At 47.1% G+C, this 14,193-nt stretch carries 8 protein-coding genes; 4 read left to right on the forward strand and 4 right to left on the reverse strand.

Annotated features, from left to right (window positions below):
- Positions 1 to 12 precede the first annotated feature (12 nt).
- The 4 genes from B5F53_RS07675 (at position 13) to B5F53_RS07690 (ending at position 9,874) form a co-directional block, all read left to right on the forward strand.
- Entirely contained in the window at positions 13 to 1,380 is a 1,368-nt protein-coding gene (locus tag B5F53_RS07675; protein ID WP_087222027.1) for an NCS2 family permease, read from the forward strand.
- A gap of 287 nt (positions 1,381 to 1,667) precedes the next feature.
- A complete protein-coding gene (gene rpoB, locus B5F53_RS07680) occupies positions 1,668 to 5,504 on the forward strand; it encodes a DNA-directed RNA polymerase subunit beta (protein WP_087222029.1) in 3,837 nt (1,278 codons plus the stop codon).
- Positions 5,505 to 5,520: 16 nt separating this feature from the next.
- A complete protein-coding gene (gene rpoC, locus B5F53_RS07685) occupies positions 5,521 to 9,204 on the forward strand; it encodes a DNA-directed RNA polymerase subunit beta' (RefSeq protein WP_087222031.1) in 3,684 nt (1,227 codons plus the stop codon).
- 145 nt (positions 9,205 to 9,349) lie between these two features.
- Positions 9,350 to 9,874 carry a LytR/AlgR family response regulator transcription factor gene (locus tag B5F53_RS07690; RefSeq protein ID WP_087222033.1) on the forward strand — a complete coding sequence of 175 codons (525 nt, stop codon included), beginning with the start codon at positions 9,350 to 9,352 and terminating at the stop codon, positions 9,872 to 9,874.
- 70 nt (positions 9,875 to 9,944) lie between these two features.
- On the opposite strand, the gene B5F53_RS07695 is transcribed toward B5F53_RS07690, so the two are convergent.
- From B5F53_RS07695 to B5F53_RS07710, 4 genes are read right to left on the reverse strand one after another with little or no spacing between them, the layout of a single operon-like run.
- On the reverse strand, positions 9,945 to 11,021 hold the full coding sequence (locus B5F53_RS07695; RefSeq protein ID WP_087222035.1) for a serine hydrolase: 1,077 nt from the start codon (positions 11,019 to 11,021) through the stop codon (positions 9,945 to 9,947).
- A gap of 18 nt (positions 11,022 to 11,039) precedes the next feature.
- On the reverse strand, positions 11,040 to 12,053 hold the full coding sequence (locus B5F53_RS07700) for an N-acetylmuramoyl-L-alanine amidase family protein (RefSeq protein ID WP_087222037.1): 1,014 nt from the start codon (positions 12,051 to 12,053) through the stop codon (positions 11,040 to 11,042).
- Between the two features lie 10 nt (positions 12,054 to 12,063).
- A complete protein-coding gene (locus B5F53_RS07705) occupies positions 12,064 to 13,407 on the reverse strand; it encodes a glycoside hydrolase family 3 protein (RefSeq protein WP_087222039.1) in 1,344 nt (447 codons plus the stop codon).
- Complete coding sequence (locus B5F53_RS07710) at positions 13,397 to 14,101, reverse strand: C-type lectin domain-containing protein (RefSeq protein ID WP_087222041.1); 705 nt, start codon at positions 14,099 to 14,101, stop codon at positions 13,397 to 13,399. Before B5F53_RS07710 ends, B5F53_RS07705 begins: the two co-directional genes overlap by 11 nt.
- Between the last annotated feature and the right edge of the window lie 92 nt (positions 14,102 to 14,193).

Raw genomic sequence — 14,193 nt, forward strand, 5'->3', positions numbered from 1 at the left:
AGGAGTAACAAGATGGAGAAGTTTTTTAAATTAAAGGAACATCATACAGATGTAAAAACAGAGGTTATTGCGGGAATTACCACCTTTATGACCATGGCGTACATTCTGGCGGTAAACCCCAGTATGCTTTCGGCGGCAGGAATGGACTCCGGAGCCGTATTTACTGCAACAGCAGTGGCGTCTGCAATTGCTTCTTTTATTATGGCCTTTGCAGCAAATCTGCCCTTCGTATTATCAGCGGGAATGGGACTGAACGCCTATTTTGCCTATACGGTATGCCTGGGAATGGGGCTTTCCTGGGAAATTGCGCTGACAGCAGTATTTGTAGAGGGAATCATTTTTATCATTCTTTCTCTTACAAATGTGCGTGAAGCAATTTTTAATGCAATTCCCGGAACACTGAAAATTGCAGTTTCTGTGGGAATTGGTTTATTTATTACCTTTATTGGTCTTCAGAATGCGAACCTGATTGTGCTGGATGAATCCACGAAAGTCGCCATGTTCTCTTTTGCAGGAAGTATCCAGGGAGATACCTTCAGTTCAGAGGGAATCACGGTATTTCTGGCGTTTATCGGAATCCTGATTACAGCCATTCTGGTAATTAAACAGGTGAAGGGACATATTCTGATCGGTATTTTAATCACCTGGATTCTGGGAATTATCTGCCAGATTGCGGGAATTTACGTTCCCAATCCGGAAGCTGGTTTCTACAGCCTTCTTCCTTCCGGGATTTTTTCCATGCCGGCAAGTGTGGCGCCTACTTTTTTAAAACTGGATTTCGGCTATATCACGGAGAATTTCCTGAACTTTGTTGTTATTATGTTTGCGTTCCTGTTTGTGGATATGTTTGATACACTGGGAACTTTAATTGGATGTGCTTCCAAGGCGAACATGCTGGACAAAGACGGAAAACTTCCGGGAATTAAAGGCGCACTGTTCGCAGATGCGCTGGGAACCACCGTGGGAGCCTGCCTGGGAACATCCACAATTACCACTTTCGTAGAATCTTCTTCAGGAATCGCTGAGGGAGGAAGAACGGGACTGACTTCTATTGTATCCGGTCTCTTCTTTGTGGGAGCGCTGTTTTTATCTCCGATTTTCCTTACGATTCCGTCCTTTGCAACAGCTCCGGCTCTTGTAATCGTGGGATTCTTAATGATGCAGCAGGTAACCAAGATTGATTTTACAGATCTTCCGGAAGCCATTCCGGCCTTTATCGCAATTTTTGCAATGCCCTTTATGTACAGCATTTCCGAAGGAATTGCCCTTGGAGTTATTTCCTACGTAGTAGTGAATCTGGCCTGCAAAAATGCGAAAAAGATTACGCCGCTGATGTATATTCTGGCGATCTTATTCCTTTTAAAATACATTTTTATTTAATAACCAACCGAGAAAGCGTCTCAGAACCGGGGGAGTTCCAGGTTCCGGGACGTTTTGTATATGGGCTTTCCGGAACTCCGCTCCGGAAAATGGTAACTATTCAGCCATGCATCCCGGAAAATGGAGAAATCAGGAAGTTTAGTCTTGACACACACTTGACAATATGGCATAATGGAAAATGCTCTATTATGGCGAGGTGTGCTTTTTTGTATGAAAAAGCAGACAGCCAAAGCAGCCAAAGTTGCAATTTGTAAATAAATATAAAGAAAAACAGGGGTGAAACGTCAATGGAAAAAAACAGAATTCGTTCTGTAAAAACTGGAAAAAGCATGCGTATGAGCTACCAGAGGCAAAAAGAAGTCCTGGAAATGCCCAACCTGATCGAAGTCCAGAAAGATTCCTATCAGTGGTTTCTGGATGAAGGACTCAAAGAAGTATTTGATGATATTTCTCCGATTGCGGATTACGGCGGAAAATTAAGCCTGGAGTTCATTGACTTTACATTTGACGAAGCTGATGCAAAATACAGCATTGAGCAGTGTAAAGAAAGAGACGTAACCTACGCAGCGCCTTTGAAAGTTCGGGTAAGACTGATTAATAAAGAAACCGAAGAAATCAATGAGCATGAAATCTTCATGGGAGATCTCCCTCTGATGACAGAGACAGGAACCTTTGTCATTAATGGTGCGGAGCGTGTCATCGTTAGCCAGCTGGTTCGTTCTCCTGGAATTTATTATGCCATTGCCCATGACAAAGTTGGTAAAAAGCTGTATTCCTGCACAGTAATCCCCAACAGGGGTGCGTGGCTGGAATATGAGACAGATTCCAATGACGTGTTCTATGTACGTGTAGACAGAACTAGAAAAGTACCTATTACTGTTTTAATCCGCGCCCTTGGTTATGGAACCAATGCGGAAATCGTTGAATTATTCGGCGAAGAACCGAAAATTTTAGCAAGTTTTTCAAAAGATACGGCCACCAATTATCAGGAGGGCCTTCTTGAGTTATATAAAAAGATTCGTCCGGGCGAGCCTCTGGCAGTAGAAAGCGCGGAAAGTCTGATTATGGCGATGTTCTTTGACCCCAGAAGATATGATTTGGCTAAAGTCGGACGTTATAAATTTAATAAGAAACTTCTTCTCAGAAACCGGATCGCAGGCCACAATCTGGCAGAAGACGTGGTAGACGCTTCCACAGGAGAGATCCTGGCGGCTGCAGGAACCACAGTTTCCAGAGAACTGGCGGATAAAATCCAGAATGCCGCCGTACCTTACGTGTGGATCCAGGGAGAAGAACGGAAGATTAAAGTATTATCCAGCATGATGGTGGATCTGACCAGCTTTGTGGATGTGGATCCGAAGGAACTGGGCGTTACAGAATTAGTATATTACCCTGTGCTGGAAAAAATTCTGGAAGAAAACGACAATTTAGAGGATATAAAGACAGCCATCAGACGTGACATTCATGATCTGATTCCGAAGCATATTACAAAGGAAGATATTCTGGCTTCCATTAACTACAATATGCATCTGGAATATGGCCTGGGCAACGACGACGACATTGACCATCTGGGCAACCGTCGTATCCGCGCCGTAGGCGAACTGCTTCAGAACCAGTACCGTATCGGTCTTTCCAGACTGGAGCGTGTGGTTCGTGAAAGAATGACCACTCAGGATATTGAGGGGATTTCTCCTCAGTCCCTGATTAACATTAAACCGGTGACAGCAGCGGTGAAAGAATTCTTCGGTTCTTCCCAGTTGTCACAGTTTATGGATCAGAACAACCCTCTGGGAGAGCTGACCCATAAGAGACGTTTATCCGCTCTGGGACCCGGAGGTCTTTCCAGAGACCGCGCCGGATTCGAGGTACGAGACGTTCACTATTCTCATTATGGAAGAATGTGCCCCATTGAGACGCCGGAAGGTCCCAACATCGGTCTGATCAACTCCCTGGCTTCTTATGCGAGAATTAACCAGTACGGTTTCGTGGAGGCTCCTTACCGTAAGATTGACAAGAGCGATCCGAAAAACCCGAGAGTTACCGATGAAGTTGTTTACATGACAGCAGACGAGGAAGACAATTACCACGTGGCGCAGGCGAACGAGCCCCTGGATGAGAACGGATACTTCATTCATAAGAACGTTTCCGGTCGTTACAGAGAAGAGACTCAGGAATACGAACGTCATATGTTTGATTACATGGACGTATCTCCGAAGATGGTATTCTCCGTGGCAACGGCTCTGATTCCATTTTTGCAGAATGACGACGCCAACCGTGCGCTGATGGGATCCAACATGCAGCGTCAGGCCGTTCCCCTTCTGATTACAGAAGCTCCTGTAGTGGGAACCGGTATGGAAACCAAGACAGCGGTAGACTCCGGTGTATGCGTGGTGGCAAAAAAGGCCGGAACAGTAGAGCGTTCCACCTCCACAGATATAACCATTAAAAATGATGACGGAACCAGAGATAACTATCATCTGTCCAAATTCATGAGAAGTAACCAGAGCAACTGCTATAACCAGAAACCGATTGTATTCCAGGGAGAACATGTGGAAGCCGGCGATGTGATTGCCGACGGTCCTTCCACCTCCAACGGAGAACTGGCTCTGGGTAAGAACCCGCTGATCGGATTCATGACCTGGGAAGGTTATAACTACGAGGATGCGGTTCTGTTAAGCGAGCGTCTGGTTCAGGATGACGTATATACTTCCGTTCATATTGAAGAATATGAAGCAGAAGCCAGAGATACCAAGCTGGGACCGGAAGAGATCACAAGAGACGTTCCCGGCGTAGGTGACGACGCCCTGAAAGATCTGGATGAAAGAGGAATTATCCGTATCGGTGCAGAAGTGCGCGCCGGTGATATTCTGGTCGGTAAAGTAACTCCTAAGGGAGAAACCGAGCTGACTGCAGAAGAGCGTCTGTTAAGAGCGATTTTCGGCGAGAAAGCCCGTGAAGTGCGGGATACCTCTCTGAAAGTTCCTCATGGAGAATACGGAATCGTTGTGGATGCCAAAGTGTTCACAAGAGAAAACGGGGATGAACTGTCTCCGGGCGTCAACCAGTCTGTGCGTATTTACATTGCACAGAAGAGAAAAATCTCTGTTGGTGACAAAATGGCCGGCCGTCACGGTAACAAGGGTGTTGTTTCCCGCGTGCTCCCGGTAGAAGATATGCCGTTTCTGCCAAACGGACGTCCCCTGGACATCGTACTGAATCCTCTGGGCGTGCCTTCCCGTATGAACATCGGACAGGTGCTGGAGATCCATTTAAGTCTTGCGGCAAAAGCCCTTGGATTTAACATCGCCACTCCGGTATTTGACGGCGCAAACGAAAAAGATATTCAGGATACCCTGGAACTTGCCAATGATTACGTAAATACGGAAGACTTTGAAGAATTCCGTGAGAAATATAAAGATGTGCTTGCAGAAGACGTGATGCAGTATCTGGATGAAAATAAAGACCACCGTTCCCTGTGGAAAGGGGTTCCTATTTCCAGAGACGGAAAAGTCAGACTGCGCGACGGACGTACCGGCGAGTACTTCGACAGCCCGGTAACCATCGGACACATGCATTATCTGAAACTGCATCACCTGGTAGACGATAAGATCCATGCCCGTTCTACCGGTCCATACTCCCTGGTAACCCAGCAGCCACTGGGCGGTAAAGCACAGTTCGGCGGCCAGCGTTTCGGAGAGATGGAAGTATGGGCGCTGGAGGCCTATGGCGCATCCTACACCCTGCAGGAAATCCTTACTGTGAAATCCGACGACGTGGTAGGACGTGTGAAAACTTATGAAGCAATTATTAAAGGGGATAATATCCCGGAACCTGGTATTCCGGAATCCTTTAAAGTACTTCTGAAAGAGCTTCAGTCTCTGGGTCTGGATGTAAGAGTCTTAAAAGAAGACCAGACAGAAGTGGAAATTATGGAAACCGTAGATTACGGCGATACCAATCTGAATCACATTATCGAAGGCGAAAGCAGAAGAAACCGGGATGATGAAGATTTCGGAAGAATGGGCTATACCCGTCAGGAATTTGAAGGGGAAGAGCTTGTAGATATTGATGAAGACGATGAAGATTTGATAGAGTTGGAAGATGCTCTTGACGAAGAAGAGTAGAAAGGGGAAAGAATACATGGCAGGAACGAATAATACAAATGAAACCTATCAGCCAATGACTTTCGATGCCATCAAGATCGGATTGGCGTCCCCTGAGAAAATCAGAGAATGGTCAAGAGGCGAAGTTTTAAAGCCGGAGACAATTAACTACCGGACATTGAAACCGGAAAAAGACGGGTTGTTTTGTGAAAAGATTTTCGGACCCAGCAAAGACTGGGAGTGCCATTGCGGAAAGTATAAGAAAATCCGCTATAAAGGCGTTGTCTGCGATCGATGCGGCGTAGAGGTAACCAAATCCAGCGTCCGCAGGGAACGTATGGGCCATATTGAACTGGCTGCGCCGGTTTCTCATATCTGGTATTTTAAGGGAATTCCTTCCAGAATGGGTCTGATTTTGGATTTATCACCCAGAACCCTGGAAAAAGTACTGTATTTTGCCAATTACATTGTGCTGGACCCCGGTACTTCCAATCTCCAGTATAAACAGGTTCTGACAGAGAAAGAGTACCAGGAAGCCTGGGAAAGCCAGCCGGACGCCAATTTCCGCGTAGGAATGGGAGCCGAGGCAGTCAAAGAGCTTCTGGAAGCCATAGATCTGGAAAAAGAAGCCGAGGAACTGAAAAAAGGTCTCAAAGATTCCACCGGACAGAAACGGGCCAGAATTATTAAAAGACTGGAAGTAGTGGAATCTTTCCGGGAATCCGGAAACCGTCCGGAATGGATGATTATGACCGTAATCCCGGTAATTCCGCCGGATCTGCGTCCTATGGTGCAGTTGGACGGAGGACGTTTCGCAACCTCTGACTTAAACGACTTATACCGCAGAATTATTAACCGCAATAACCGTCTGAAACGGCTTCTGGAGCTGGGCGCGCCGGACATTATCGTCCGCAACGAGAAACGTATGCTTCAGGAAGCAGTGGATGCCTTAATTGATAACGGCCGCCGCGGCCGTCCCGTAACAGGACCCGGAAACCGCGCCCTGAAATCCCTTTCCGATATGCTGAAAGGTAAATCCGGACGTTTCCGTCAGAACCTGCTGGGAAAACGTGTAGACTATTCCGGACGTTCCGTTATCGTCGTAGGACCGGAGTTAAAGATTTACCAGTGCGGTCTTCCGAAAGAAATGGCCATCGAGCTTTTCAAACCTTTTGTTATGAAGGAACTGGTAGCTAACGGAACTTCACACAATATTAAAAATGCCAAGAAAATGGTGGAGAAGCTTCAGCCGGAAGTATGGGATGTGCTGGAAGATGTAATTAAAGAACATCCGGTTATGTTAAACCGTGCGCCTACTCTGCACCGTCTGGGAATTCAGGCCTTCGAGCCGATTCTGGTAGAAGGTAAAGCCATTAAGCTTCATCCCCTTGTATGTACCGCATTCAACGCAGACTTCGACGGTGACCAGATGGCAGTGCATCTTCCCCTTTCTGTGGAAGCTCAGGCAGAGTGCCGTTTCCTTCTGCTGTCACCCAACAACCTGCTGAAACCGTCTGACGGCGGTCCTGTGGCCGTTCCTTCCCAGGATATGGTCCTTGGTATTTACTACCTGACCCAGGAGCGCCCTGGCTATCCGGGAGAAGGAAAATACTTCAAGAGTGTGAACGAAGCCATTCTGGCATACGAAAACAAAGCCATTACCCTGCAGTCTAAAATTTCCGTACGCTGCAGCAGAGTCATGCCAAATGGAGAAACCGTTGAGGGAAATGTGGAATCCACACTGGGAAGATTCTTATTTAACGAAATCCTTCCTCAGGATTTAGGATTCGTAGACAGAAGCATTCCGGGCAATGAACTTCTTCTGGAAGTTGATTTCCTGGTTGGAAAGAAACAGTTAAAGCAGATCCTGGAGAAAGTAATCAATACCCACGGAGCAACAAAGACAGCAGAAGTTCTGGATTCTATCAAGGCCATGGGTTACAAATATTCTACCCGCGCGGCTATGACCGTATCCATCTCCGATATGACCGTGCCGCCTCAGAAACCGGAAATGATTAAGAACGCCCAGGATACAGTAGACGTTATTACCAAGAACTTTAAGCGTGGTCTGATTACGGAAGAAGAGCGTTACAAAGAAGTTGTGGAAACCTGGAAGAAGACAGACGATGAGCTGACACACGCCCTGCTGTCCGGTCTGGATAAATACAACAACATCTTCATGATGGCCGACTCCGGAGCCCGTGGTTCTGATAAGCAGATTAAACAGCTTGCAGGTATGCGTGGTCTGATGGCCGATACTACAGGACATACCATCGAACTTCCTATTAAGTCCAACTTCCGTGAAGGTCTGGACGTACTGGAATACTTCATGTCCGCCCACGGAGCCCGTAAAGGTCTGTCTGATACAGCCCTTCGTACCGCCGACTCCGGTTACCTGACCAGACGTCTGGTTGACGTTTCCCAGGATTTGATTGTCCGTGAGACGGACTGCTGCGAAGGCAGAGAAGAAATCGCCGGAATGTATGTCAAAGACTTTATGGACGGTCGGGAAGAGATCGAGAAACTTCAGGAACGTATTACCGGAAGATACTCCTGTGAGACGATTAAGAACAAAGACGGAGAAGTTCTGGTAAAGGCAAATCATATGATTACGCCGAAACGTGCGGCCCGTATTATGAAAGAGGGCGTAAGCAACGAAACAGGCGGAGCCATTGATAAAGTGAAAATCCGTACCATTCTGACCTGCCGCTGCAAAGTGGGCGTATGTGCAAAATGTTACGGTGCAAATATGGCAACCGGAGAATCCGTACAGGTTGGAGAATCTGTAGGTATTATTGCGGCACAGTCCATCGGTGAGCCAGGTACACAGCTTACCATGCGTACCTTCCATACCGGAGGTGTGGCCGGCGGTGATATTACCCAGGGTCTTCCCCGTGTGGAAGAGCTTTTCGAGGCAAGAAAGCCCAAAGGACTTGCCATTATAACAGAGATTAAAGGTGTTGCCACTATCAGCGACACCAAGAAGAAACGGGAAATTACCGTAAATGATCCGGAGACCGGAGATTCCAAGACCTATCTGATTCCTTATGGTTCCAGAATTAAAGTTATGGACGGACAGGTACTGGAAGCGGGCGACGAGCTGACAGAAGGTAGCGTAAATCCCCATGATCTTCTGAAGATTAAGGGTGTACGTGCCGTTCAGGATTACATGATCCAGGAAGTTCAGAGAGTTTACCGTCTCCAGGGTGTTGAAATCAACGATAAGCATATCGAAGTGATTGTCCGTCAGATGCTGAAGAAAATCCGCATCGAGAACAACGGAGATACGGAATTCCTTCCGGGAACTTTAGTTGACGTACTGGAATTTGAGGAAAGAAATGAAGAACTGGAAGCAGAGGGCAAGGAACCGGCAGAAGGCAAACAGGTAATGCTGGGTATTACCAAAGCATCCCTGGCAACCAATTCCTTCTTATCCGCAGCATCCTTCCAGGAAACCACCAAGGTTCTGACAGAGGCAGCAATCAAAGGAAAAGTGGATCCGCTGATTGGTCTGAAAGAAAATGTTATTATTGGTAAGCTGATTCCGGCAGGTACCGGTATGAAGCGTTACAGTGACATTCGTCTGGACACAAGTGTGGAAGAAGAACAGGAAGAGGAAGAACTCTTAGAAGAACCGGTGATAATTTCTGAAGAAGATTCTCCTGAGGAACTGGAAATCGAAGAAGATATGCAGGAATATGTGACCGATTCAGATGAATAAAAATACAGGCAGAGCCGCCCAGGCTCTGCCTTTTGTAATTTTCGGGAGCAAAAATGACATAAAAAACTGTTGGGGGGGGGTAAATTAAGTATAATATAATTTATATAGAAAAACTGTTTCAAACAGAAAAAACAGAGGAGATAAAATGAGAGGAATATTACTATATGACCTGGATTTGCCGGATAGTGAAGACTGGGCCGGACAGATTCAGGATGCATTAAAAAATACAAAAGATATTTCCTCCTTGGAGGAACTGCAGCAAATCATAAAAGATAAGAAAATCAAAGGGCTGTCAGCGTTCCGGATTTCCCGCATGTTACTGGAAGAGGAGACAGAGGATCAGGAAAGTATTGTGGTTTCCTGCAAGGGAAATGTACAGAGGATTTTATGTCATAAGATTATTTATGTGGAGAGCAATAAGCGTACTGTAAAGATTGTAACCAGAGAAAAAATTTATGTGATTTATATGAAGATGGATCACCTGGAGGCGATGCTGCCGGATTACTTCCTGAGAACTCATCAGAGTTATCTTATTAACATGGAATTTGCCCGGAAGTTCTCAGCAGAGGGAGTGCTGCTTTCCGAAGAAGAGCTGAAAATACCCATCAGCCGTTCCAGGTACAGAGAGGCGAAAAAGAAGTTTGAAGAGTATTATAACTGCAGAAAATAAAAGAGACAGGTCAGAACAGAAAAAGAACCCGTGAAGAACCTCACAGAGAGGCAGGCTTCACGGGTTTTTCTTATTCATTAAAGTATCCGTATACCAGACGGGCAATCGTTGCAATGTTTCCCTGAGCGGTGGAGACATCAGAGAGATTCTCGGACATAACAGAGACGATAAAGTCTGTACGGGGACACTCATAGACGATACCTGCGTCGTTTTCTACCGTATCCAGTTCTCCTGTCTTATTTGCTACCTTTGCGCCGTCTGCCGTGGGAATTCCCTGAGGGATTTTATTCACCCTCTCCTGGGCCTTTAACAGGGCGTACATGGAATCTGTATTGGAGAAGCTTGGATCTCCCTGATAAACGGCCTGTAAGAACTTGGCACAGTCGGCTGCGGAGGTATAATTATCATCACTTTCATTGGAAGCCAGGAGGAGGCGGCCCATGTGGGTCTCGCTGAATCCGTGTTCCTGACAGTAAGTGTTGACCACTGCCATACCTGCACCGGAATCCCCTCCGCCTAACATGGATACCAGCTGGTTTGCAGCTTCATTATCGCTGACCGTAATCATGGAGCGAAGCAGAGAGTCCACAGTGTTGGAATCATTTGCAGAGGTGATCTCCGAATAATTTTCATAAACAGCGCCCATGATATAAAGCTTAATTAAACTGGCGGCCTGCATCTGGCCGTTGTTTATCTGGCAGGTAGCTCCGGTAATCAGATTTGTAACAGAGACAGACCAGGTACCGTCAGAAAAGGTTCCGATAATCTGTTCCAGCTGGCTCTGGAGATTGGATAAGTCGTCGGTGATAGGAGCCGCCTCTTCCTGCTCTAACTGGGAGAAACCGGAAGGAGGGGCAATTTCTGCAGTTTCCTTATCCGAGTCCTCTGTTTCCCGGGAGGCATCGTCAGCCTGGGCTGTCTGGTTGGCAGCCGTATCCGTGTCTGCCTGTGCTGTGGTCTGACTGTTGTCTGCGGCGCTCTGAGAGGCCAGAGAAGAGGCTTCATCTGCGATTTCCTGCACCTGGTCAGACAGACTGGCAACTTCTGCTTTTAAATCAGTCAGTCTGTTAAGAGAAATCAGAAACAGTGCGCTGAAAGCCAGAACGATAACAGACAGTACAATAATGATAATATTTCTTAGTTTCATATGAATCTCCTTTACAAATTAGTATCCAAAATAGGCGTCAATGCCGTCTGCAATTCCCTGGGCCATGGTATTCTGAAATTCACTGTCCGCCATCTGAAGGTCATCAGATTCATAGGTCATGAATCCCATCTCCAGTATGGTTACAGGAACTTCACTCCAGTTAATTCCCGTCATGTTGTCCACATACTGGATTCCCTTGTTGGAAAATCCGGTGGCCGCGCAGTAAGCGTCTAAAATACACTGAGACAGGCGATTGCTTTCCTCGTAGAGTGCGCTCACATAAGGATTATTCTGGGTGGGACACATGGTCAGCGCGCCGCTGACCGTATGGGAATCGTCTCCATTGGCGTGGATCCGTACATAGATGTCCGCCCCGTTTTCGGCAACCATCTGGGCCCGTTCCGCGTTACTGATGGCTGTATCGTTGTCGGTACGGGTCATCACTACCTGGTAGCCCCGTTCCTCCAGAATCTCTTTCAGTTTTAAAGATACATCCAGATTCAGCTCGTATTCGTTCAGTCCGGTATAAGTTCCCTGGGTACCTGTACTGGATTTGGCTTTCATATTGGAAGAACCCGGGCCGTCCGGCTCTGTGGCGCTCATATCCACCCAGCTTCCCTGGTGTCCGGGATCAATACCAATTATCTTTCCTTTCGATTCGGTGACAGCTTCTGAGGCCTGATCAAAGACGGAAGCTTTGTTCTGAGAATCTCCTTCAGAGAGTTCGCCGGTATCTTCTGCGGTTTCCTGAGCCGGTTCCTGACTGGGATTTCCCTGGCTTTCCTCTTTGGTTTTGGACAGACTGGAAAGGGTATCTGCGCCGGCCTGCAGTTTCGCCCGTTCCTGGAGCTGTTCTTTTAAATCCGCCAGGATTTCCTTTTCTTTCTTAATATTTTCGGCTGTGGTAGCCACCTGTTCTTCGGTAAGCTGGATATTCTTCAGGGTGGTCAGCCCCAGCAGGCCGATGGACAGGATGCAGAGGACCGCAATAACCAGAAAGAGAATGAAGTTAAGACTGGGTTTATTATCCATAATACCTCCTTTACGTTTCAGACTGTAATTGTATTAATTTTACCTGTAAAATACGGGTAAGAGCATCGTTTAACCGTTCCTGGGAGATGGTTCCGTCGGAAACAGCCTGTAAGACCCCTTCATAGGCAGAATAAAAATCTGCGGGCATAAGAAGCATATCAATACCCGCCCGGATGGCGGCGACAGCAGCTTCAGAAGAAGAATAGTTTCCGCTGATGGCGCCCATATTCATGGCGTCGGTAACAGCAATCCCTTCAAAGTGCATCTCCTCTTTGAGAAGTCCGGTGACCAGTTCTTCTGAGAGGGAAGCGGGAACGTCTCCTGTAACAGAGGGAAGGGAAATATGCCCTACCATAACAAAGGAGCAGCCGGCCTTAATTCCGGCCTGGAAAGGCAGAAGCTCACAGCTTTTCAGCTCGTCCAGAGTCCGGTCCGAATAGGCAAATCCCTCATGGGAATCCTCGGAAGTGGCACCGTGTCCCGGGAAATGTTTCAGAGCAGTCAGAACTCCTGTCTGGGCAAATCCCTCTATCTGTGCCGTTACCATTTGGGAGACCATCTGGGGATCCCTTCCGAAGGAGCGGTATTTCACGACAGTATTCTCCGGGTTTACCAGCACGTCTGCATCCGGAGCATAGTCCACATTAAATCCGTAATGGGATAAATAGCCCCCGAGGGTAAGTCCCGCCTCATAAGAGAGGGAGGGATCACCTGACGCTCCTATATCGCACATATTGCCCACATCGGTAATGGGATAGTCGGGCGCCTGGGCGATCTGCTGATTGGAGGCCAGACGGGTGACCGTTCCTCCTTCTTCATCTACTGTAAGAAAAAGAGGCAGATTCAGCCGATTTTGGCTGATGGACTGAAAATTCTGATTCATAGTCCGTATCTGCTCAGGAGAAGCCAGATTGTTCTCAAAATAAACGATTCCTCCCACCGGATAAGTCTCAAAAGCAGTACGGGCAGATTCCTCTGCAGCCGTTACACCTGAACCTCCGGTGAGAGCGTCCGGCGTAATAATAAATAGCTGGGCAACTTTTTCTTCCGTAGTCATGGAAGATAACAGGTTCTGTATTTTCTGTTTCATAAGTTCTTCTGTGGAAGCGGATTTGGGCGTAACTTCCAAAACGGCGCCGGTTTCTTCTGTTTCTCCGGTTTTCTGTATTTCCTGAGACTGTTCGGAATCTGTGAAGAAGCCGGAACCGGTACTCTCTGAGTTCTCATAAGCCCGGGCGGAAGCCCCGGGGTCAGGTTTCAGCATCCTGTGAACAGTCCAGAAACAGATGACAGTAATCACCAGCAGGAGAAAGGTCAGAAATCCGGTCAGTATTTTCTTTGTTCTATTGTTCATATTCACAAATATAACCTATCTTTCCCTGATAATCCGGAACGAAAGCCAGTACTTCGTTGGGAGAGTCGTTGATCACCCAGCGGCTTTCACTCTCGTAGAAAAAAGTCATCAGACAGTTTTCCGGAATGTTTCCATCCTGATAACTGGGCTCGCCCATCATCCAGTAATTGTAAATGGAACAGTCGGGACTGTTTAAGGGAGAGCCGGTGATCACATTTTTGTCATCCACCCAATAATACTCAGAAGAAGTGGTTTCTCTTCGTCCGCCCAGGAAGAAGACTTTTTTATCGTAGCCATTGGCAGTGATTTCAGTGATAATGTGTTCAAATTCTTCAGGCGAATCTATCCGGACCAGATAACCGCCCCGATTGATACAATCCTGCCAGGCCTGTTCCCAGGTACAGTCTGCAATGATATATTCATACCGATGGATGGCGTTCTCAGGCTCCTGTACCTCTTCGGCAGCCGCCACAACCGCCGGTTCACTGGTGGGAGTGGGAGCAGATGTAGGCGCTATAGTGGCCTGAGCCTGTCTCTGTACGCCGCCCTCCCGTTCATAGGCAGAAGTCTGGGAAGAACCGGAAGTTTTCTGGCGGTCCAGATAGAGATAAGTTCCTCCGAAAATCACTACGGCGGCCAGAGAAAGGGAACCCACAATCAGAATAACAGAATTTCGGGTAAATTTTCCTTTCATAAGTCTTGATACCTCTTTTTTGCATATTTCTTTTATTATAAATAGAACGAAGGGAAAAAGCAAACGGATCAGAATGAAAATTTGAAAAGAAG

The organism is Blautia sp. An249, from assembly GCF_002159835.1.
Taxonomy (GTDB): domain Bacteria; phylum Bacillota; class Clostridia; order Lachnospirales; family Lachnospiraceae; genus Blautia_A; species Blautia_A avistercoris.

What these genes read in the sequence shown, in the direction of transcription:
- B5F53_RS07675 (WP_087222027.1), top strand. Translation starts at nt 13, where the DNA reads ATGGAGAAGTTTTTTAAATTAAAGGAACATCATACAGATGTAAAAACA.
- rpoB (WP_087222029.1), top strand. Translation starts at nt 1,668, where the DNA reads ATGGAAAAAAACAGAATTCGTTCTGTAAAAACTGGAAAAAGCATGCGT.
- rpoC (WP_087222031.1), top strand. Translation starts at nt 5,521, where the DNA reads ATGGCAGGAACGAATAATACAAATGAAACCTATCAGCCAATGACTTTC.
- B5F53_RS07690 (WP_087222033.1), top strand. Translation starts at nt 9,350, where the DNA reads ATGAGAGGAATATTACTATATGACCTGGATTTGCCGGATAGTGAAGAC.
- B5F53_RS07695 (WP_087222035.1), bottom strand. Translation starts at nt 11,021, where the DNA reads ATGAAACTAAGAAATATTATCATTATTGTACTGTCTGTTATCGTTCTG.
- B5F53_RS07700 (WP_087222037.1), bottom strand. Translation starts at nt 12,053, where the DNA reads ATGGATAATAAACCCAGTCTTAACTTCATTCTCTTTCTGGTTATTGCG.
- B5F53_RS07705 (WP_087222039.1), bottom strand. Translation starts at nt 13,407, where the DNA reads ATGAACAATAGAACAAAGAAAATACTGACCGGATTTCTGACCTTTCTC.
- B5F53_RS07710 (WP_087222041.1), bottom strand. Translation starts at nt 14,101, where the DNA reads ATGAAAGGAAAATTTACCCGAAATTCTGTTATTCTGATTGTGGGTTCC.